Source organism: Bradyrhizobium sp. HKCCYLRH2015 (assembly GCF_051168215.1).
In the GTDB taxonomy this organism is placed as follows: Bacteria; Pseudomonadota; Alphaproteobacteria; order Rhizobiales; family Xanthobacteraceae; genus Bradyrhizobium.
The window spans coordinates 480,049-501,364 of the sequence record NZ_JBNPUO010000003.1; the positions used below are offsets into that span (position 1 = coordinate 480,049).

19 protein-coding genes are annotated in these 21,316 nt (G+C 64.4%); 15 read left to right on the forward strand and 4 right to left on the reverse strand.

Going from position 1 to position 21,316, the window contains the following annotated elements:
* Nucleotides 1-794 precede the first annotated feature (794 nt).
* Complete coding sequence (locus ACQR1H_RS10200) at nt 795-2,618, forward strand: AIPR family protein (protein ID WP_316238165.1); 1,824 nt, start codon at nt 795-797, stop codon at nt 2,616-2,618.
* Nucleotides 2,619-2,851: 233 nt separating this feature from the next.
* On the opposite strand, the gene ACQR1H_RS10205 is transcribed toward ACQR1H_RS10200, so the two are convergent.
* Nucleotides 2,852-3,580, reverse strand: a complete 729-nt coding sequence (locus tag ACQR1H_RS10205; RefSeq protein WP_315804727.1) for an MgtC/SapB family protein — start codon at nt 3,578-3,580, stop codon at nt 2,852-2,854.
* 371 nt (nt 3,581-3,951) lie between these two features.
* Between ACQR1H_RS10205 and ACQR1H_RS10210 the strand changes: the two genes are divergently transcribed.
* The gene (locus tag ACQR1H_RS10210; protein WP_316177269.1) at nt 3,952-4,935 is read left to right on the forward strand and encodes a cytochrome-c peroxidase; all 984 of its coding nucleotides are present in this window, start codon (nt 3,952-3,954) and stop codon (nt 4,933-4,935) included.
* Between the two features lie 449 nt (nt 4,936-5,384).
* Here ACQR1H_RS10210 and cysC read toward each other — a convergent pair whose 3' ends face one another.
* Together cysC and cysD are read right to left on the reverse strand one after the other, a co-directional pair.
* Nucleotides 5,385-7,301, reverse strand: coding sequence for an adenylyl-sulfate kinase (cysC, locus tag ACQR1H_RS10215; RefSeq protein ID WP_316238163.1), 1,917 nt, complete (start codon nt 7,299-7,301; stop codon nt 5,385-5,387).
* 15 nt (nt 7,302-7,316) lie between these two features.
* A complete protein-coding gene (gene cysD, locus ACQR1H_RS10220; protein ID WP_316216480.1) occupies nt 7,317-8,141 on the reverse strand; it encodes a sulfate adenylyltransferase subunit CysD in 825 nt (274 codons plus the stop codon).
* A gap of 204 nt (nt 8,142-8,345) precedes the next feature.
* On the opposite strand from cysD, the gene cysG reads away from it, so the two are divergent.
* From cysG to ACQR1H_RS10245, 5 genes are read left to right on the forward strand one after another with little or no spacing between them, the layout of a single operon-like run.
* Entirely contained in the window at nt 8,346-9,776 is a 1,431-nt protein-coding gene (gene cysG / locus ACQR1H_RS10225; protein WP_434873361.1) for a siroheme synthase CysG, read from the forward strand.
* Entirely contained in the window at nt 9,777-10,091 is a 315-nt protein-coding gene (locus ACQR1H_RS10230; RefSeq protein WP_316177273.1) for a DUF2849 domain-containing protein, read from the forward strand.
* Between the two features lie 10 nt (nt 10,092-10,101).
* On the forward strand, nt 10,102-11,757 hold the full coding sequence (locus tag ACQR1H_RS10235; RefSeq protein ID WP_434907501.1) for a nitrite/sulfite reductase: 1,656 nt from the start codon (nt 10,102-10,104) through the stop codon (nt 11,755-11,757).
* Entirely contained in the window at nt 11,744-12,262 is a 519-nt protein-coding gene (locus ACQR1H_RS10240) for a DUF934 domain-containing protein (protein ID WP_315804733.1), read from the forward strand. Before ACQR1H_RS10235 ends, ACQR1H_RS10240 begins: the two co-directional genes overlap by 14 nt.
* Complete coding sequence (locus ACQR1H_RS10245) at nt 12,259-12,984, forward strand: phosphoadenylyl-sulfate reductase (protein ID WP_434907502.1); 726 nt, start codon at nt 12,259-12,261, stop codon at nt 12,982-12,984. The genes ACQR1H_RS10240 and ACQR1H_RS10245 overlap by 4 nt, the downstream gene beginning before the upstream one ends.
* Here ACQR1H_RS10245 and ACQR1H_RS10250 read toward each other — a convergent pair.
* On the reverse strand, nt 12,981-13,562 hold the full coding sequence (locus ACQR1H_RS10250) for a hypothetical protein (protein WP_434848575.1): 582 nt from the start codon (nt 13,560-13,562) through the stop codon (nt 12,981-12,983). The two genes, ACQR1H_RS10245 and ACQR1H_RS10250, sit on opposite strands and share 4 nt — an antisense overlap.
* 308 nt (nt 13,563-13,870) lie before the next feature.
* On the opposite strand from ACQR1H_RS10250, the gene ACQR1H_RS10255 reads away from it, so the two are divergent.
* The 8 genes from ACQR1H_RS10255 (at nt 13,871) to ACQR1H_RS10290 (ending at nt 21,301) form a co-directional block, all read left to right on the forward strand.
* Nucleotides 13,871-14,860 carry a sulfate ABC transporter substrate-binding protein gene (locus tag ACQR1H_RS10255; RefSeq protein ID WP_434907503.1) on the forward strand — a complete coding sequence of 330 codons (990 nt, stop codon included), beginning with the start codon at nt 13,871-13,873 and terminating at the stop codon, nt 14,858-14,860.
* A 219-nt stretch (nt 14,861-15,079) separates the two neighbouring features.
* Nucleotides 15,080-15,916 (forward strand): sulfate ABC transporter permease subunit CysT, encoded by an 837-nt coding sequence (cysT, locus tag ACQR1H_RS10260; RefSeq protein WP_315804737.1) that lies wholly within the window; start codon nt 15,080-15,082, stop codon nt 15,914-15,916.
* An 8-nt stretch (nt 15,917-15,924) separates the two neighbouring features.
* A complete protein-coding gene (gene cysW, locus ACQR1H_RS10265; RefSeq protein WP_315804738.1) occupies nt 15,925-16,833 on the forward strand; it encodes a sulfate ABC transporter permease subunit CysW in 909 nt (302 codons plus the stop codon).
* On the forward strand, nt 16,823-17,860 hold the full coding sequence (locus ACQR1H_RS10270; protein ID WP_434907504.1) for a sulfate/molybdate ABC transporter ATP-binding protein: 1,038 nt from the start codon (nt 16,823-16,825) through the stop codon (nt 17,858-17,860). Before cysW ends, ACQR1H_RS10270 begins: the two co-directional genes overlap by 11 nt.
* Before the next feature lie 444 nt (nt 17,861-18,304).
* Nucleotides 18,305-18,820, forward strand: a complete 516-nt coding sequence (locus ACQR1H_RS10275; protein WP_315804740.1) for a CAP domain-containing protein — start codon at nt 18,305-18,307, stop codon at nt 18,818-18,820.
* 145 nt (nt 18,821-18,965) lie between these two features.
* Nucleotides 18,966-20,141, forward strand: a complete 1,176-nt coding sequence (locus tag ACQR1H_RS10280; protein WP_315804741.1) for a patatin-like phospholipase family protein — start codon at nt 18,966-18,968, stop codon at nt 20,139-20,141.
* A gap of 4 nt (nt 20,142-20,145) precedes the next feature.
* Nucleotides 20,146-20,937, forward strand: coding sequence for a 3-hydroxybutyrate dehydrogenase (locus ACQR1H_RS10285; RefSeq protein WP_315772584.1), 792 nt, complete (start codon nt 20,146-20,148; stop codon nt 20,935-20,937).
* A gap of 112 nt (nt 20,938-21,049) precedes the next feature.
* Complete coding sequence (locus ACQR1H_RS10290; protein WP_006614646.1) at nt 21,050-21,301, forward strand: SemiSWEET transporter; 252 nt, start codon at nt 21,050-21,052, stop codon at nt 21,299-21,301.
* Nucleotides 21,302-21,316: the final 15 nt, after the last annotated feature.

Here is a 21,316-nt window from a genome sequence, read left to right on the forward strand (position 1 = left end):
GTGCGCTTGCGAACAGTCGCCAACGTTCTCGCGGCGCCTGTTGGCGTCCGAGCTTTGCCAGTTGAACGCCTCTGCTAACGAGAGGCGCAGGGAAGGCCGGGTGCAGGCTGCACCCATGGCCCGCCTGCAGAAAAAAATGCAGGCGGCAGTCACCACAGGTACGAGCCGGACATCCGGCCTTCCCCGCGCGATGGATTTACGGTTGCTCCGTGGTCTCCCCGGTGCGCCGGGCTTTCTGGTCACCGTTGCCCGCGCGACGCGTGAGCGTCATCGCAGGCGTGGCATCAGCGTCGGGATGCCAGGACCCCACGGCTTGGCCGTGCGCCTGGGACTGTCCGCCAGCATGATCGCTCACGCCGCAGCCCAAGACGCCCACCGCATCCCGCACCCGACGTCCGTGACGGTCGCGAACTGTCCCTCGTGTGGGACGGGATACGGAAGAGTAAAGCACGAATTCTGAAAAAAAGAAAGAAAAAAGTTCGTGGTGAGGGCCCGTTCGGGTACTGCGCTTGAAGGCTTCACAAAAGGACTTGTCGGGGCGATTCTCCGGAGCTTACGCGTCGGCTCTGACGGCTCGGCCGAGAGATGTTCGAAGGATGAGTATACTCAGGGGAGTTGCCTTCGGATGCCTTGTTTTAGATAATCAAATCGATCATGGGCGCTGCATGGTTTCTATAGGCCGGCGATCCTCGGCCAAACGTTGTTGCCCGATTGCTTGGACCAGCATTTAAGGGGCGCCTGAGCGGGCCAAAAATGATGAGAACGCAAAATCAGAGATAGAAGATAAGGGGACCTTGCTCGACTTCAGCCGTTTGATCAAACAGACAATAGAGACTTGGAGCCTTACGGTGGCGATAACGGACCAGAACATTGATCAAGCTTTTTCTGACCTTAGACGTATTTGTGGAGGTAACCGCAATGATTACTTCGCTCTTCTGTATTTAATGAACGAGTTTGGACTCGATCGGGAAATCGCCATCGAGCAAGTGGCGTTCGGCGGGAACGACTATGGGGTAGACGGCTTCCACTTTGACCAGGCGAAGCGGAATTTTTATCTGTTCCAGTTCAAGTGGTCGCAATCATACGAACAGTTTAAGTCTTCGTTCAAGCGATTGACTGATTTCGGTATGGAGCAAATTTTCGGGGCACAGAACCAGGATCAACATCAAAATCAGTTGCTGATGCAGATCAAGAGTGCCCTTCTAGAAAACGAAGCAATTATTGATCGCGTTTACATTCATTTTGTTTTCACCGGAGATCCAACGGAGGCCGAGCGAAGCCAGGTCTTGGACAAGTTGCGCGAGGACCTTGAAAACAAGAAGTATCTTGTCGACCAGCGCTTTGGCCGCCCCGTAACAATGGTTATTGAATTTCGCTCTGCGCGCACGCGAAGAGTTGGATCGGCTGCCCACCTTCGTAAAACGCACAGTTATCCTATCGAGCTGGATGCAACGGTTTGCCGGGAAGGGCCAAGAGGCGAAAAGATGACGGTCGGATTCATCCGACTCGCAGACCTTCACGCAATGCATAAGGAAATGGGTCCGAGATTCTTCGAGCGAAATATCCGCGCCGCGTTGCCGGAAGACAAGGCCGTAAACCGATCTATTCAGCAGTCGTTGAAGAAAATAGTCATCGACGATAGGGATAGCGCAAAGATCTTTGCGTTCAACCACAACGGAGTTACTTTGTTCGCGGAGAATCTTCAATCTCAAGACGGTAGTTTCAAAATAACCGAGCCGCGGCTGCTTAACGGAGCGCAGACCGTTACCACGTACGGTCGCTTTCTGAAAGCAAATGAAGGCAATAAGAAGCTCTCTGATCGCGAGGGTACCTTGAGTGAGCTTCGGGTGATGTGTCGTATCATTACCGATGCAAGCGCTGACTTTGTCACAAGCGTCACAATTAACAACAACCGGCAAAATCCGGTTGATCCTTGGAGCCTACATGCGAACGATCTCATTCAGTTGGAGTTGCAGGATAGGTTCCGAGGTGAGCTCGGTATTTATTACGAACGACAGGAGCAGGCGTTCACTAGCCTTAGCGATGAAGAGCTGGACGAGCAGGGGATAACCGAGCATCGGGCTGTGGAGCTAACGAAGCTGGCTCGTACATTTTTGATTGTTGATGGTGAAATTGATAAGCTTGCTCGGTTTAGAGAAGTTTTTGAGGATGAGCGAATTTACAGCCAAGTTTTTAGTGAAGGTCGGTTGAAGTCTGATCTAAGGAAAATCGTCCTCTGCTACAAGGCTCAGTTTCGGCTTGGTCGAATCAGCTTGGATATCGTTGATAAGGGGGCGAACAAATACGCATACGTCCTTCGATCTCGAAATTTGTTATGGGCATTACTCTGCCAAGCGATACTTAATGATCCCAAGTTGGAAGAGCGCGCGGAGAGATTTGGTCGAGGTTTAAGCCTGGAGGCTCAGTATACCGAATGGCTTTCAGCGTTGGCAACGACGCGATGCCGCTTCATCCTGGCTGATCTTGTGGCTGATAAGGCATATGCGAGCAAGGTAGCTGAAGGAAACTTCAGCTTTATGCGTAACAATGCTGCCTACAAACGAGCCATGGAGATCGCTTACAAGCGGTGGGGCTGGGTCGAGAAACGTGCGAGATGACCAACGGGGGTGGATCTACTGACGGCGGTCATTGCGGTGGGCGTTTTCGTATTTGATGCGAGCGCGGTGCCTGCGGGTGACGCACGGTGGTATGGCCGTCAAACGTCCCGCGCCAGACATCGCACTCGCTCGGCTCGATGTGGTGGGCACACCTCGCCTAAGGCGCCGCGTTGCTCGCCCTACGCGCGCGATCATTGATTCGGACTGTTCGCTAGTCTCATGCTACTCCTCCCTCACGCCCGCGACGGCGCGAGGCGGAATTCGACGACGTCTTCCGCGCCCGACAGGTCGCGCGCCATCTGCGCGGTTTCGAACCGGCCGGCGGCCTGCAGCACCAGCTCGAAATGGAATTGACGCTTCGTCTCGCTGTATTCGTAGCACCAGTCCAGCACGTCGAAGCCATAAGCCCGCATGCATTCGCGCAATTCGGCCTCGCTCGGCTGCAGGCCATGGCGATAGACGACCGACAGCGACAGCGTGGTCTGGTGCGGCAGCCATTGCTCGACCGCGCCGAGCAGGGTCATCGCGGCCAGAGACAAGGCCGTAGCGCACAGCGCGGTGCCGTAGAGGCCGATGCCGATAATGATGCCGATCGCCGACGTCATCCAGATCGAGGCGGCGGTCGACACGCCGCGGATGGTGAAGCCGTCCTTGATGATGACGCCAGCGCCGAGGAAGCCGATGCCGGTCATCAGGCCCTGGATCACGCGTGTCGGATCGGACACGGTCGGCGACACCGCGATGCCGCCATACCAGCTGCCGGGAAAACCGTTGATCGCCGTCAGCAAGGTCGATGCGACGCAGACCAGCGCATAGGTCCGCATGCCGGCCGCGCGTCCGTGATAGGTGCGCTCGTAGCCCAGCAACAGGCCGACGGCCGCAGCACCCATCAGGTGCAGCAGCAGAATCCCGTTCGTCTCCAGCTCCGCCCTCGACCAATAGGCCGCCAGATGCTCCATCATGCGCCTCGACAGCGTTGCTGCGCGTGCCGTGAACTGTGCGGATGAAGTGCTAATTTCTGCTTGCAGATCGTCCGGCGGCCCGATGGCCAGGCTGGCGTCCAAGAGCGAACCAGCGCACTCCTCCGTAGTTCTTCGGGCAGGATGTGACCACGCTTGGCTGCGGCGATCGCTGTGCGCCGATGTCGCGCGTCATGTCACGAGGCCGACTCGTGGCCGCGCTGCGGACGGCACCTCGGCGAGGCGCTCGCAGGCGGGCGCGATGTTGTCGCTCGATCCCGCCTGCGCCGATTCATTGCCCCCGCACAGTCCCACTTCGGACGTAAAGGCTATCGATAACTAATTGCATCTAGCGGGGTGTGGGGAGACGCATCATGTCGTTCACTGGGCTGCGGTCGATCGTCCTGTGCCTCGGTCTGCTCGCCGTGCCCGCCCTCGCCGCCGACATGTCGACGGCGCCATACCTTGCGGCGGCTCCGGAAAAGCCGACCTTGCTGCAAATGCTCGCGTCGGCGCTGAAGCCGAAATCCGCGCACCCGGCCGTGCCCGAGTACAGGCCGAGACTCCGCCAGGCCGCGGCGAAGAGGAGGCCGAAGGCCTCAGCACCTGTCGTGACCGAGGAGCCGGTGGCCTCGCCCACTACCGTCGGTGCGGCCGTGGCGGCACCCGCGCAGCTCTCCGAAGTGGAGCTCGCCGCCAAGGGGCTGGAGCTGTTCAACGACGCAAGCCTCTCCGGCGGCGGCAAGGCATCCTGCGCCACCTGTCACTTCTCGACCGGGCACACCAACAACAAGACCTATGTCGGCCTCGACGTGGTCGCCGACGGCGATCCCAACGGCCGCAATACGCCGACGCTGTGGGGCGTCGGCGAGCGTGCGGTGTTCGGCTGGGCCGGCCAGGCGCCGACGCTGGAGGACAGCATCCGCGGCATCATCGTCAACCGCATGAAGGGGCCGGAGCCGTCGCCGGAGACCCTGGCGGCGCTGGTCGCCTATGTGCGCACGCTGAACTATCCGGCCAACTGGCAGGTCAAGGAGGACGGCACGCCGCGGGAGGATGCCAGCGCGGCCGTCAGGCGCGGCTATGAGCTCTATATCGGCGACGGCGGCTGCGGCACCTGTCACCAGCTGCCGAGCTTCGACAAGAAGAGCAAGGACGACATCGGCACCGGCGGCAAGTTCAAGGTGCCGACCCTGCATGCGGCCGCGTCGACCGCGCCGTATTTCCACGACGGCCGCACGGCTTCGCTGCGCGACGCCGTCAAGCTGATGTGGGAGTTCTATGCCAAGAAGATGGAGACGCGGCTGCCGACCGAGGCCGAGCTCGACGATCTCACCGCCTATGTCGGAGCGCTGTAGGCGGCGGGCCGGAACTAACAATCGTCGTCGCGGCGATACCTCGCCGAAGATCTGCGATGACTGGGCCTCATGGTTCTCAAGGCGATGCGAGAGCATCGCCTGAACGCGCCGAAGGCGGCGCTCCTCACCATGAGTGGCAAGCGCCGGACTGACGCTGCACGCGGGGCCATGGATACGCTGATCGCGTGTTCATGGAGAGGGTTGAGACTTCCGCCCGCGTCCGCAATTCGCTCTTCTCGGAATGCCGGTCCCCCTCACCCTGAGGAGCTCGCCGAAGGCGAGCGTCTCGAAGGGCGAGGCCACAGTGGGGCCTCGTGGTTCGAGACGCCCGCCTTTGGGCGGGCTCCTCACCATGAGGGGTCAGCTCCGAAGCCAGAGCTGCACATTGGGTATGAAGGACGGTTTGGGGCAGGCCGCCTGCTACAAGCTTTGGGAGCTTGTACGGCGCCTCAGATATTCGCGCCGAGATCGGCGATGTCGTCGAACAGCACTGATGTCCGCGACAGCAGCGCCTCGAGCTCGTCGGTGGCGTCCGCAATCCCGCGCGTCGCGGTGTCGATGACGAGCTCCGCATCGAGCGGCGGCTCGTAGTCGGTGCCGATGCCGGTGAAGTTCTGCAAGGCGCCGGCGCGGGCCTTGGCGTAGTGGCCCTTGGGGTCGCGGCTCTCGCAGATCTCGGCGGCGGTGGCGACGTAGACCTCACGGAACAGGTCGCCGGCCACGCGGCGCGCAGCCGCGCGGTCCTCGCGCGCCGGCGACACCGCGGCGACGATCGCGATGTGGCCGTTGCGGGCGAGATGGGTCGCGACCTCGGCGAGGCGGCGGATGTTCTCGGCGCGGTCCTCCGGCGTGAAGCCGAGATCCTTGTTGAGGCCGGCGCGCACGGTGTCGCCATCGAGCAGCACGGGCGCGCCGCCGCGGCTGAACAGCCGCCGCTCCAGCGCACGCGCCAAGGTCGACTTGCCGGCGCCGGGCAGGCCGGTCATCCAGACCACCGCGCCCTTGTGGCGATAGCGGTCGGCGCGCTCCTGCGGCTGCAGGGCCGATTCCACCGGCATGATGTCGACCGGCGCGGCGCGCTTGCCGGCTGCGATCGACAGCACCAGTCCGCCGCCGGCGATGCGGCCCTGCACCTCGATGACGAGGCGGCCGGTGCGCGCATTCTCGGTGTAGGGATCGACGGCGACCGGCTGGGTCAGCGCGATCTCGATCTCGCCGACATGGTTGCGCGCGATCGACGCGTTCTGCTCGTTGGACAGCGAGCCCGGATCGACGGCTTTCTCGATCGCGACCACGCTGCCGCGCGCCTCGCGGGTGCCGAGCCGGACCAGGATGTTGTCGCCCTTGGCGAGCGGCTGGTCGTGCAGCCAGAAGATGCGGGCGTGCAGCCGGCGCGCCGCCTGCGGCTCGCGGCCGACATGGGCGATGACGTCGCCGCGCTCGATGAACAGCTCGCGGTCGAGGGTGATGCCGACCGAGCGGCCTGCGCCTTGCGGCGTGGTCACGGGGGTCTGCGGCCAGCCCTCGACGGTCTTGATCTTGGCGATCTTGCCGGCCGGCATGATCACGATCTCGTCGCCGGCGCGCAATTCCCCGGCCTCGACGCGGCCGGCGACGATGCGGCGATCGTCGAACTTGTAGATCGCCTGCACCGGCAGGCGCAGCGGCAGGCTCGACAGCGGCTTGGCCGGCTCCAGCCCATCGAGCGCCTCGACCACGGTCGGGCCGTCGTACCAGCCGATCCGCGACGTTAGCGCGGCGACGCCATCACCGTCGCGCGCGGAAATCGGGATCACGGCGACCGGCTTGACGCCGAGGCCTTCGAGATGCGCCGAGATCTCGGCTTTGATCGCATCGAAGCGGTCCTCGCCGAAATCGACACGGTCCATCTTGTTGACGACGACCGCCACCTGCTTCACGCCGAGCAGATGCAGCAGATAGCCGTGGCGGCGGGTCTGGTCGCGCACGCCCTCGAGCGCGTCGATGATCAGCACCGCGCCGTCGGCCTGCGCGGCGCCGGTGATCATGTTGCGCAGGAATTCGGCGTGGCCGGGCGCGTCGATCAGCACGACCTCGCGCGCATTGGTGCGGAAGCGGATCTGCGTGGTGTCGATGGTGATGCCCTGGTCGCGCTCGGTCTGCAGCGCGTCGAGCAGGAACGACCATTCGAACGGCATGCCGCGGCGGGCCGAGACGGCCTGCAGCATTTCGAGCTTGCCCTCGGGCAGGCTGCCGGTCTCGTGCAGCAGGCGTCCGACCAGGGTCGACTTGCCGTGATCGACATGGCCGACGATCACGATGCGGACCTGGGGACGGGTGGTGCCGTTCGGTGTGGCGGGAGCGGCGGCCGGGACTCTCATGTTCATTGCCTCAGGCTCCGCTCACAGATAGCCGGCGACGCGCAGCCGCTCGAAGGCGTCCTCGGTCTCGTGGTCGAGCGCGCGTCCGGCGCGCTCGGGCACCTTGGTGCTTTCGAGTTCGGCGAGAATCTCGGGGATGTTCGAGGCGTTGGACGCGACGGGGAAGGTGATGTCCTGGTCGCCGAGCGAGCGATAGCGCTTGCCGTTCTTCGACAGGTACAGCGGGATGATCGGGATGTTCTCCCGCGCCGTGTAGGCCCAGATGTCGGCCTCGGTCCAATGCAGGATCGGATGGATGCGCAAGTGGGCGCCCTGCGGCGGCGAGGCGTTGAAGTGATCCCAGAATTCCGGCGGCTGGTCGCGCACGTCCCAATGGCCTTCGGCGCCGCGCGGCGAGAACACGCGCTCCTTGGCGCGCGTCGCCTCTTCGTCACGGCGGATGCCGGCGATCAGGCCATCGAAGCCGTGCTTGGCGAGCGCCATCTTCAGGCCTTCGGTCTTGCGCGCAGCCGAGCGCGCCGCGGGCGGCAAGGTCGGATCGACCGCATCGATCGGCGGGCACGGCTCGATCTTCAGGTCCAGGCCCCATTCCTTCGCGTAGGTGTCGCGGAAGGCGTACATCTCCGGAAACTTCTTGGCCGTATCGACATGCATGGCCGGAAACGGCACGCGGCCGAAGAACGCCTTGCGCGCCAGCCAGATCATCACGTTGGAATCTTTTCCCAGCGACCACAGCAGCGCCAGCTTCTTCAGCCGTGCAAAGGCCTCGCGAAGGATGTAGATGCTCTGCGCCTCCAGCTCATCGAGATGGTCCATCGTCGGCGCGGCGTTGAGGACGCGCGGCATGGAAGATGCTTGCTCGATCTCGGAGGAGGGCAACCGATCTCTGGAAACGTCGTTGGTGAGAATGTGCATGCTATCAGCCATCGCCTGCCTGGGAGAAAATTCTATGGCGAAGCCAAGGAATAATTTTCTCTTTACGTCGTAGGCGAGACACTTATATAGAAAATAATTCCAGTCAACCCCGAAGTGCCGAAGCTGAAGAACGCAATGCAATATCTGCCGGTGTTTCTCGACCTGAAGACCGGCCCCGTGCTGCTGATCGGTGCGGGCGAGCTCGTGCGCGCCAAGCTTCGCGTGTTGCTGTCCGCGGGCGCGCGGATTCGTTGGTTCGCCACCGACGGCGACTTCGATCTCGCGGGTCTGCGCGATGAGCACGGCCAGATCGAGCGCGCCGAAGGCCACCCGCTGAGCGCCGATCTCACTGGCGTCATCGCCGTGCTGTGCGCAGGCGCCGGCGACATCGGCGTGGCGATGTCCGCGCGGGCACGCAGCGTCGGTCTGCCCGTCAACGTGATGGACGACCTCGCGCATTCCAGCTTCATCTTTCCGGCGATCGTCGATCGCGGCGATGTCGTCGTGGCGATCGGCACCGGCGGCTCGTCGCCCGTCGTGGCACGCCGCGTGCGCGAGCGCATCGAGGCGCTGCTGCCGGCGCGGATCGGCGAGCTCGCGGGCTTCATCGGCGACTTCCGCAAGACCATCAATCCGCTGATTGCGGAGATGCCGCTGCGCCGCCGCTTCTGGGAGCGCATCGTCGACGGCCCGATCGGCGCGCTGGTGCTGGCGGGGCGCAAGCAGGAGGCCGAGGCGGCGCTGCACGGCATTGCCGATCCCAGTGCTTTTGCGGGCGCCGATCATGCCGGCCGCAGCAACGGGCATGTGACCCTGGTCGGCGCCGGTCCGGGCGATCCCGATCTTCTGACCATCAAGGCGCTGCGGGCGCTGCAGGACGCCGACGTCGTGTACTACGACGAGCTCGTCACACCCGAGATTCTCGACCGCATTCGCCGCGATGCTTCGCGCGTGCCGGTCGGCCGCAGGGTCGGCAAGCCCGGCATCGGCCAGGATGCCGTCAACAAGCTCTTGATCGAGGCGGCGCGCGAGGGCAAGCGCGCGGTCCGGCTGAAGGGCGGCGATTGCTTCGTGTTCGGCCGTGGCGGCGAGGAGGTCGACGCGCTGCGCAAGGCGGGCGTGTCCTACACCATCGTGCCCGGCATCACCGCCGGCCTCGGCGCCGCCGCGCAGTTCGAGGTGCCCTTGACCTTCCGCAGCAAAGCGCTGCGCATCACCTTCCTCACCGCGCACAAGGAGCGCGATGCCGAGGCGGTCGACTGGTCTGCGCTGACCGACACCAAGATGACCGTCGTCGTCTATATGGGCATGACCGCGGCGCCGGCGGTGCGCGCGGGGCTCCTCGCCGCCGGCCGCTCGCCGCAGACGCCGGTCGGCGTGTTCGCCAAGGTGACGCGCCCCGATGCGCAGGCCGCGGTCGGCATGCTCGATCAGTTGCCGGATCTCGTCGGCCAAATCGATGGCGGCCCGGCCATCCTCATCATCGGCGACGTCGTGGCGCACTCCGCGCCGTGGCGTCAGCAGACTCTCAGTGGCGTGATCGCACAACTCCTGGAACCCGTCTGAATGACCTCCCCGCTGCAACAGAAGATCAAGATCGCCGGTCCCTCGATCATCACCGCGAACCGGACCTGGGACGGCGCGGTGATCTACCGCACCGGCGCCAAGAGCTGGTCGGATGAGCTCTCCGATGCGGCCATCGTGCGCACCGCCGACGAGGCGCGCGCCCTGCTGACCGAAGCGGTGGCCGACGATCTCGGTGCGATCGGTCCCTACATCGCCCCGGTCGAGGTGAGCGCCGACGGTGCGGTCAAGCCCGGCAACATGCGCGAACACATCCGGCTGACGGGCGCCTCCATCGCGCTCCCGGCTCAAGCCTGAAGGCCCTGTCATGTATGCTTATGACGAAATCGACCGCACTTTGGTCAACGAGCGCGTCGCCGAATTCCGCGACCAGGTGAAGCGGCGCCTCTCGGGCGAATTGTCCGAGGACGAGTTCAAGATGCTGCGGCTGCAGAACGGCGTCTATCTGCAGCTGCACGCCTACATGTACCGTGTCGCCATCCCCTATGGCACGCTGGCGTCGAACCAGCTGCGCAGGCTGGCGCATGTCGCGCGGCGCTACGATCGCGGCTATGGCCACTTCACGACGCGGCAGAACATCCAGTTCAACTGGATCAAGCTCGCCGAGCTGCCGGATGCGATGGCCGATCTGGCGGAAGTGGGCATCCAGTCGATGCAGACCTCCGGCAACAACATGCGCAACGTGACCTCCGACCAATGGGCCGGCGTCGCGCCGGGCGAGATCGAGGATCCCAGGATCTGGGCCGAGCTGCTGCGCCAGTTCACGACGCTTCATCCGGAATTCTCATTCCTGCCGCGCAAGTTCAAGATCGCGATCACGGCGTCCGAGCACGACCGCGCCGCGATCAAGATCCACGACATCGGTCTTCGTCTCAAGAAGAACGAGCAGGGCGAGACCGGCTTCGAGGTGCTGGTCGGCGGCGGCCTGGGACGCTCGCCCTTCATCGCCAAGACGGTCAAGCCGTTCGTGCACGGCCATGACATCCTGAGCTATGTCGAGGCGATCCTGCGCGTCTACAACCAGTACGGCCGCCGCGACAACATCTACAAGGCGCGCATCAAGATCCTGGTCCATGAGCTCGGCATCGAGAAGTTCGCGGCCGAGGTCGAGGAGGAGTGGCAGCAGATCCGCGACGGCGTGCTCAAGCTCGACCAGGGGATCATCGAGGACATCCGCTCGCGCTTTTTCTATCCGGCCTATGAGACGCTCCCGCACATGCCGGACGAGCTCAGGCAGGCCGCGCATGATCAGAAGTTCGAGGCCTGGCGCAAGAACTCGGTGGCCCCGCACAAGGTGCAGGGTTATGCGATCGTCACCGTGTCGCTGAAGCCGATCGGCAAGCCGCCGGGCGATGCGACCGCCGACCAGATGGATGCGCTGGCCGACATCGCCGACAAATACTCGTTCGGCGAGATCCGCGTCGGGCATGAGCAGAACCTGGCGCTGCCGCATGTCCGCAAGCGTGATCTGCCGGCGGTGTGGAAGGCGCTCGAGGCGATCGGGCTCGCCATCCCCAACGTCAATCTCGTCTCCGACATCATCGCTTGCCCTGGACTCGACTACTGCTCGCTGGCGAACGCCCGCTCGATTCCGATCGCGCAGGAGATCACGCGGCGCTTCGCCAACCACGACACGGCGAACCTGATCGGCCGGCTGCACATCAACATCTCCGGCTGCATCAATGCCTGCGGCCACCACCATGTCGGCCATATCGGCATCCTCGGCGTCGAGAAGAACAACGAGGAATTCTATCAGATCACGATCGGCGGCCGTGCCGACGAGGGCGCCGCGCTCGGCACCCTGATCGGACCCGCGGTGCCCTATGCCGAAGTGGCCGATGTCGTCGAGGACATCGTCGAAGCCTATCTTGCGCTGCGCGCGCACCCTGAGGAGCTGTTCGTCGACACGGTGAAGCGGCTCGGGGTCGAACCATTCAGGGAGCGGGTTTATGCCACTCGTTAAGGGCGGACACATCATCGCGGACGCGTTCGTCCGCATCACCGACGATGCCGAGCTGCCGGCAGAGGGTGCGATCCTCGTCCCGGAGACGCGCTTCCTCGCCGGCCCCGACGCGCTGGTCAGCCGCGCCCTCGGCAAGCTCGGCGTGATCTGGCCGAACAATCGCGATGTAGACGATCTCGTGCCATACCTCGATCGCCTTGCGCTGGTCGCGCTGGTGTTTCCGAGCTTCCGCGACGGCCGCGCCTATACCCAGGCGCGCCTGCTGCGCGAGCGCTATGGCTATCGCGGCGAGCTGCGCGCGACGGGCCAGGTGCTGCGCGACCAGTTCGTGTTCATGCTGCGCGCCGGCTTCGACGCCTTCGAGGTCAAGAAGCAGGCCGACGCCGAGGCCTTCACCGAGACCGTGAAGCGCTATTCGGTGTTCTACCAGCCGGCCGGCGACGGCCGGATCTCCGCGCTGCATCAGCGCCTGCAACTGCGCCATTCGGAGAGTGCCGGGCTGTGAGCACGCTGGCTGCATCGCCTTCCGTTGCGGAGATCCCAGTCGCGGCGCTCGACGCCGCGTTGCGCACCGCTGCGCCGCAGGAGATCATTGCTGCCGCTCTCGGGGCGATCGGGCGCGAGCGGCTCGCCGTGGTGTCGTCGTTCGGCACGGAGTCGGCGGCGCTGCTGAAGGTCACGGCCGATGTCGATCCGGCGATTCCGGTGATCTTCCTCGACACCGGGCACATGTTCGCAGAGACGCTCGCCTATCGCGACCAGCTGATCGAGCTCCTCGGCCTGCGCGACGTGCGCTCGATCAAGCCGGATGCCGCAGCACTGAAGCGCGAGGACGCCGACAAGGAGCTGTGGTTCTCCGACCCCGACGCCTGCTGCCGGATCCGCAAAGTCGAGCCGCTGGCGCGCGCGCTGGCGCCGTTTACGGCCTGGATCAATGGCCGCAAGCGTTTCCAGGGCGGCCTGCGTGCCGCGATTCAAGTCGTCGAGCAGGACGGCGCCCGGGCGAAGTTCAACCCGTTCGCCAATGTCACCCGCGAAGACATCGCGGACATCTATCGCTCCGCGAACCTGCCGCAGCATCCGCTCATGGCCGCCGGCTTCCGTTCGATCGGCTGCATGCCCTGCACCAGCCGCTCCGACACCGGCGAGGACGACCGCGCCGGACGCTGGCGGGGCCGCGGCAAGACGGAATGCGGCATCCACACGGTGGTGACGTCGTCGAGCTAAGAGACACCACAGGATTTCAGGACCGTCGGTAACACTTGTTCGCCGTTGTCGGCCCGGATCACAAAGGTGAAATTGGTCACAGTGTCCGCCCATATGATCTTGTCGGCGGTCGCGCTGAGATCTGCAGAGTCAGGCGGCGCGAGATCCCAGAGCATCAATCCGGTGCCTGCGAAAGACGAGGCCTTAAGCCCCTCAACCTTGAACAGCATGACGCCGTCCTTCTCCGTCTTGCCGGGCAGATAGGTCGCAGACGCTTTCAGCGTGCGCTGCTTGGCATCCTGCAATTCCGCGGGCCTGTCCTTGAGATTGCGGAGAGGCGGAGGGACAGCACCATCGCGGTCGACGATATAGAGCGCTATGGATTGATCGAGGCAGCGCAGCATTCCCGGATATTTCTTCGTCTTTAGCCGAACGTCGATCCGGGCAACCGGGCCGCCGTCGATCTCGCCGACCCGGAAGCCGGTCCGATCGTCGGCCCGGGCGACCGTGGACATCACCAGCAGAGCGGGGAAAGCGGGCAACACGATTGTCATGATGGCCAGCTTCAGCCAGCGTGCGAGTGCGCTCCCGTCGATCACGTCCCTCGTTGCCACCGCTCTGTTCTCCCGCTGAGGTTGCCGGCTATTTTGCGAACATAAAGTGAACAATGTCAAGCCTCGCCCTGTTGCAATCTTTTCGAGATCGCGCCCTATCGTGGTCACCAGCGCGCCGATGACGGCAATGTGTCGCGGCAAAGAATGCCAATCCCGTTGCGCGGCGCTTCATAGCAAAATGCCCATGTCCTGCCGGAAACAAGAAAATCCGCTTTCGTTGACTCTGACGTGCACATCCGGCGATCTGGCGTGCGCGCCTGCAACATCGCGGGGCCTGGAAATGGAGTGCTCGAATGATGCGGCGTGTTCTGGCTGTGGTCGCGGGACTGGCATGGGCAGGCCCGGCCTATGCGGCCGACATCACCCTGCTCAACGTCTCCTACGACCCGACCCGTGAGCTCTACGTCGAGTTCAACAAGGCATTTTCGGCCGCCTACCAGAAGGAGACCGGCAAGAGCGTCGAGGTCAAGCAGTCGCATGGCGGCTCCGGCGCGCAGGCCCGCAGCGTCATCGACGGGCTGCAGGCCGATGTCGTGACTCTGGCGCTTGCCTATGACATCGACGCGATCGCCGGCAGGGGGCTGCTCGACAAGGAGTGGCAGAAGCGGCTGCCGCAGAATGCATCGCCCTACACCTCGACCATCGTTTTCCTGGTGCGCAAAGGCAATCCCAAGGGCATCAAGGACTGGGACGATCTGCTCAAGAAGGGCGTCGACGTCATCACGCCCAATCCGAAGACATCCGGCGGCGCGCGCTGGAACTACCTGGCCGCCTGGGGCTATGCGCTGAAGAAGTTCGGCTCGGCCGACAAGGCCAAGCAGTTCGTCGGCGACCTCTATCAGCACGTCCCTGTGCTCGATACCGGCGCCCGCGGCGCCACCGTGACCTTCGTGGAGCGCGGGGTCGGCGACGTTCTGCTTGCCTGGGAGAACGAGGCGCATCTGGCCCTGCGTGAGTTCGGCAAGGACAAGTTCGAGATCGTCGCGCCGCAGCTCTCCATCCTGGCCGAACCGCCAGTTGCGGTGGTCGACTCGGTGGCCGACAAGAAGGGCACGCGAAGTGTGGCTGAATCCTACCTGAAATACTGGTATACAAAGGAAGGTCAGGAAATTGCCGCACGCAACTCCTACCGTCCGCGCGATCCTGAGGTCGCGAAGAAGCATGAGGCTGACTTTGCCAAGGTCGAGCTGTTCACCATCGACGAGGTGTTCGGCGGCTGGACCAAGGCTCAGAAGGAACACTTTGCGGAAGGCGGGATCTTCGATCAAATCTACAAGAATTGATCGAATCATAGGGAACGAGTTGGTGACCGCCGGTCTGCTACGGCTTCGACGGCAAGGCAGAAAAAACGAAGGCAGTAAGCTGGTGTTGCGGCGATCTGCGACATTGCGCGTGAGACGCTGTCCCCGGTCTCGATCGACAAGACGAGACGGGGGGCCGCGGGCGGACACCACCATCGACTCGAGCCATCGACACTGATCATCAACGGACCAGGCCTTTTTTTGAACGTACTTGCACCACGCCGCAGCACCTTGCCGGGCTTTGGTCTCACCATGGGACTGACGCTGACCTGGCTGTCGCTGATCGTTCTGATTCCTCTGGCGGGACTGTTCGTCCGCTCGACTGATCTCAGCCTCGACCAGTTCTGGGGCATCGTCACCAGCCGGCGCACCTTGAGCGCGCTCAAGATCTCGTTCGGGCTCGCCTTCGCCGCGGCCTGCGTGAACCTGGTGATGGGCACCATCGTCGTGTGGGCGCTGGTGCGCTACCGCTTTCCGGGGCGCCGCCTGTTCGACGCGATCGTCGACGTTCCCTTTGCGCTGCCGACCGCTGTGGCGGGCGTGGCGCTGACGGCGCTGTTCACCCAGAAGGGCTGGCTCGGCGCGCCGCTCGCCGCAATGGGCATCAAGGTGGCGTTCACGCCGCTCGGCATCTTCGTTGCGATGATCTTCATCGGCATCCCCTTTGTCGTCCGCACCGTGCAGCCGGTGCTGATCGATCTCGATCCGGAGATCGAGGAGGCGGCGGCGAGCCTCGGCGCCGGGCGCTGGCAGATCGTGGCCCGCGTGATCCTGCCGAGCTTGACGCCGGCGCTGCTCACTGGCTTCGCACTCGCCTTTGCGCGCGCGGTCGGCGAGTACGGATCGGTGATCTTCATCGCCGGCAATCTGCCGAACGTCTCCGAGATCGCGCCGCTGCTGATCGTGATCCGGCTGTCCGAATTCCGCTACGCCGATGCCACCGCGATCGCGGTGGTGATGCTCGTCGTGGCGTTCCTGATCATCTTTGCCGTGAACCGGTTGCAGCGCTGGGCGCAGAGCCGGGCGCCCTTGAACTAGGACCCGACATGAGCGTGGAGATGACCCTGCAGGCGCCGTCCGTGGCATCGTCCGCGACCAGCCGGCGCGTCGCGCAGGCAGGCCGACCCGATCCGCGTACCGAGCCGCGCCTGGTCCGCATCGTCATCACGACGCTGGCATTGGCGTTCCTGTCGGTGTTCGTGGTGCTGCCGCTGATCGTCGTGTTCGTGGAAGCGTTCGGCAAGGGCATCGCGGCCTATTTCAGCGCGCTCGCCGATGCCGAGGCGTGGGACGCGATCCGCCTCACCCTGCTGGTGGCGCTGGTCTCGGTCGGGACCAATCTCGTGTTCGGCCTGTGCGCCGCCTGGGCGATCGCCAAGTTCGACTTCCCGGGCAAGACGTTCCTGATCACTCTGATCGATCTGCCGTTCTCGGTGAGCCCGGTGATCTCGGGCCTCGTGTTCGTGCTGTTGTTCGGCGCGCAGGGTTTCTTCGGTCCATGGATGCAGCGCCATGGCCTGCAGATACTGTTCGCCTTTCCCGGCATCGCGCTCGCGACCGTGTTCGTGACGTTCCCGTTCGTCGCTCGCGCGCTGATTCCGCTGATGCAGGAGCAGGGCACGCAGGAAGAGGAGGCGGCGGTCTCGCTCGGCGCGTCCGGCCTGCAGACCTTCTTCCGCGTCACCTTACCGAACATCAAATGGGGCGTGCTGTACGGCGTGCTTCTCTGCAACGCACGTGCGATGGGCGAGTTCGGCGCCGTCTCGGTCGTGTCCGGCCACATCCGCGGCGAGACCAACACGATGCCGCTGCTGGTCGAGATCCTCTACAACGAATACCAGATGGTCGCCTCGTTCGCGATCGCCTCGCTGCTGGCGATGCTCGCGCTGATCACGCTGGTCGTCAAAACCGTCCTCGAACGGCAACTCGATGAGGGAGGTCCGCGTGACCATTGAAGTCAGGGGTGTCGTCAAGACGTTCGGCACCTTCAAGGCGCTCGACGGCGTCGATCTCAAGGTCGCTGACGGCGAATTGCTGGCGCTGCTCGGACCGTCCGGATCGGGCAAGACGACCCTGCTGCGCATCATCGCGGGGCTGGAATGGCCCGACTCCGGCGAGATCCTGTTCGACGGAGAGAGCGCGCTCGATCGCGGCGCGCGCGAGCGCCACGTCGGCTTCGTGTTTCAGCACTACGCGCTGTTCCGGCACATGAACGTGTTCGAGAACGTCGCCTTCGGCCTGCGCGTGCAGCCGCGCCGCGTCCGCAAGAGCGAGGCCGAGATCCGCGCGCGCGTGAAGGAGCTGCTCGATCTCGTCCAGCTCGACTGGCTCGCCGACCGCTATCCGAGCCAGCTCTCCGGCGGCCAGCGCCAGCGCATCGCATTGGCGCGCGCGCTCGCGATCGAGCCGCGCATCCTCCTGCTCGACGAGCCGTTCGGCGCGCTCGATGCCAAGGTACGCAAGGAGCTGCGGCAATGGCTGCGCACCCTGCATCACTCCATCAACGTCACCTCGATCTTCGTCACCCACGACCAGGAGGAGGCGCTCGAGGTCGCGCACCGCGTGGTGGTGATGGACAAGGGCCGCATCGAGCAGGTCGGCTCGCCGAGCGACGTCTATGACGCGCCGGCGACCGCCTTCGTCCACGGCTTCATCGGCGAGTCGATCATGCTGCCGGTGGAGATCACCGGCGGCGCCGTGCATCTGAACGGACGGCCGCTGGACATTGCTGCGCCTGGCGATGCCGCGGGCGCGTCCACTCTGTTCGTGCGTCGTCACGACATGCTGATCGGTCCGGCTGACAGCGGCACGCTGCATGGTGCCGTGACCCACGTCCGCAGCTTCGGCCCGGTGCAGCGCGCCGAGATCGCGCTGACGGAGGGATCCACCATCGAGATCGACGCGCCACGCGACCGCGACCTCCGCATCGGCGAACGGGTCGGATTGAAGCCACGGCACTATCGGATTTTTGCGGGCGGGTGACGACACGCTGAGCTCAGCCCCGACTATAGGTAGTTGGTCCAAGACAGTCGGCCAAACAGGAAGCCCGGCAACGTCCTAATTGGCGCAGCTGCGCGCCGTAGCCTCCGCTGTCGTCCCGGCGAACGCCGGGACCCATACCGGGTGATGTCGCGGCTAGAAACGGCTGGTCGTCCCGCCTGCCTCGAACCACTCCCTGGGGTTATGGGTCCCGGCGCGGAGGCCGGGACGACACCGGCTTTGGGGCGCCTTGCTCGTCACACGATTGGCAGGGCTAAAGAGGCTTTGTCCCACCCGGCAGGCTTGACCGCGCCGCTCTTATGGTCAACGAACCGTAACCGGCCGGAATGGCCGCAATTGTACCGACGGAACTTACCGCCGATTCACCTTTCAGCCACGGTTGATGTGCAACAACCCGCCTCTCGTATCGGCATAGGGACTGGTTCATTGAAGCATCGGGCACTCGCTTTCTCCTTGGCATTCCTGCTCGCCGGCTGCGCGGCCGAGACGCCGGTCGTGCAGGCGCCGACGATGTATGCCGACATGGCGGTCGCGGGCGCCAAGCTCGATGCTGTCGCTGCCGCGACGATGATCTCGCAATACCGCCAGAACAACGGGCTCGGCACGGTCGAGGTCGATCCCGAGCTGATGCGGCTGGCGGAGTCGCAGTCGCAGGCGATGGCCGACAAGAACAAGCTCGATCATGACGTGCGCGCCCCGCTGGCCAAGCGGCTGAACGGCGCGGGCTACGACGCCACCGTCGCGGTCGAGAACGTGTCGGCCGGCTATCACACGCTGGCGGAAGCGTTTTCCGGCTGGCGCGACTCGCCGCCCCACCGCGCCAACATGCTCAAGAGCGGTGTCACAAAAATAGGCATCGCCGCGAGCTATGCTCCGAACACCAAGTACAAGGTGTTCTGGACCATGATCCTCGCCGCGCCGGACGGCAAGAAGCCGTCATAACGGGCAGGCCCGCTCCGGGCCTGTGCAGCGGAGGCGCGCTCGACGCCGACACGCGTCCCGGTGCAGGGTGCTATCCCTGGGGGTGGATTGACGTCACCGCGAAGTGACGCCACGGTGGCGCCTTGCTTTGCTAATGACCGCAGTAATGACGCAACATCCATTTCCCCCGCTGCCTGCAACTCCAGCCGAATCGCAACGCGTGCTCGTCCTGCAGGGCGGTGGCGCGCTCGGCTCCTATCAGGCCGGCGCCTATCAGGCGCTGTGCCATTTTGATTTCGAACCGGAATGGGTCGCCGGTATCTCGATCGGCGCCATCAATGCCGCGATCATCGCCGGCAACGACCGCGAGAAACGCATCGGCCGTCTCAAGGAATTCTGGGAGATGGTGTCGTCGCCGGTGCCGTGGAAGCCGCTGCTCAATGGTGATCATCACCGCTCGGCCTTCAACGAAGTCAGCGCCGGGCTGATCGCAGCGTTCGGCGTGCCCGGCTTCTTCACGCCGCGCTTTCCGCCGGCGCCGCTGTGGCCGTCGGGCACGCCGCAGTCGGTCAGCTATTACGACACCGCGCCGCTGAAGCGGACCTTGGAGCGGCTGGTGGATTTCGACCGCATCAACGATCTGAAGACGCGGCTCTCCGTCGGCGCCGTCGGCGTCACCACCGGCAATTTCACCTATTTCGACAATGTCGAATTCAGCAAGCGGGGCAAGCGGATCGGGCCCGAGCACATCATGGCGTCGGGCGCGCTGCCGCCCGGCTTCCCGCCGGTCGAGATCGATGGCGAGCACTATTGGGATGGCGGCATCGCCTCCAACACGCCGCTCGACTACGTGCTCGACATGGAGACCGATCGCGATCTCCTGATCTTCCAGGTCGATCTGTTCTCCGCGCGCGGCGATCTGCCGCGAACGCTGCTGGAGGCCGCGGAGCGCGAGAAGGACATTCGCTATTCCAGCCGGACGCGGATGAACACCGACAAGAACCGCATGATCCACAACACGCGCAAGGCGCTGCGCGAGCTCTACGCCCGGCTGCCGGACGAGCTGCGCAACGATCCGTCGCTCGAGATCCTGTGCAAGGCGGCGCAGGAGAACACGGTGACGGTGGTGCACCTGATCTATCGCAGCAAGAGCTACGAGAGCTCATCGAAGGACTACGACTTCTCCCATGTCGCGATGGTCGAGCATTGGGAGGCGGGCGTGCGCGACGTCCACCAGTCGATGCGCCACAAGGACTGGCTGCAGCGGCCGCAGTCCGGCGAGACCATGGTCACCTACGATCTCACGCAGGACGGCAGTCCCGCTGCCGCCAAGAAGGAGTGAAGCAATGACGACGAATCTGAAGGGCAAGACCGCGGTTGTGACCGGCTCGACCAGCGGCATCGGGCTGGCCTATGCACGCGCCTTCGCCTCCGCCGGCGCCAACATCGTGCTCAACGGCTTCGGCGCGCCTGCCGATATCGAGAAGGAGCGGGCGGCGATCGAGAGCGACTACAAGGTCAAGGCGGTGCACTCGCCGGCGGACATGAGCAAGCCGGCCGAGATCGCCGGCATGATCGCGCTCGGCGAGACGACGTTCGGCTCGGTCGACATCCTCGTCAACAATGCCGGCATCCAGTTCGTCTCGCCGGTCGAGGACTTCCCGCCGGAGAAGTGGGAGCAGATCATCGCGATCAACCTCTCCTCGGCGTTCTACGGCATCCGCGCGGCGGTGCCCGGCATGAAGAAGCGCGGCTGGGGCCGCATCATCAACACGGCGTCCGCGCACTCGCTGGTCGCCTCGCCGTTCAAGTCGGCCTATGTCTCGGCCAAGCACGGCATTGCCGGCCTGACCAAGACCGTGGCGCTCGAGCTCGCGACCTTCAAGATCACCTGCAACTGCATCTCGCCGGGCTATGTGTGGACGCCGCTGGTCGAGAAGCAGATTCCGGACACGATGAAAGCGCGCAACCTCACCAAGGAGCAGGTCATCAACGACGTGCTGCTGGCGGCGCAGCCGACCAAGGAGTTCGTGACATCCGAGCAGGTCGCGGCGCTGGCGCTGTTCCTGTGCGGTGACGATGCGGCTCAGATCACCGGCACCAATCTGTCGATCGACGGCGGCTGGACCGCGGCTTGATCGCCGCGCAAGCGCCGGACAAAGCGCCAGTTTCGCGCCGAGGCGGGTTTCGCTTCGGCGCGGTCCGTTCTACAAGCGTGCTTCTCTTGGACGCACGCCCACGGACCTCACCTTGCTGACCACCATCATCGGCCTCGGCGCCGCCACCTGCACCACATGCTCGTTCCTGCCGCAGGTCATCAAGGCCTGGCGCTCGCGCTCGACCCATGACATCTCGATGGGCATGTTCGTGCTGCAGACCACCGGCAACTCGATGTGGCTGCTGTACGGCGCGCTGATCAGCGATCTGCCGCTGGTCGTCGCCAACGCCATCACGCTCGGCCTGGTGGCGGCGATCCTCGGCTTGAAGCTGCGCTACGGCTAGCGGGACGCCAGCCGA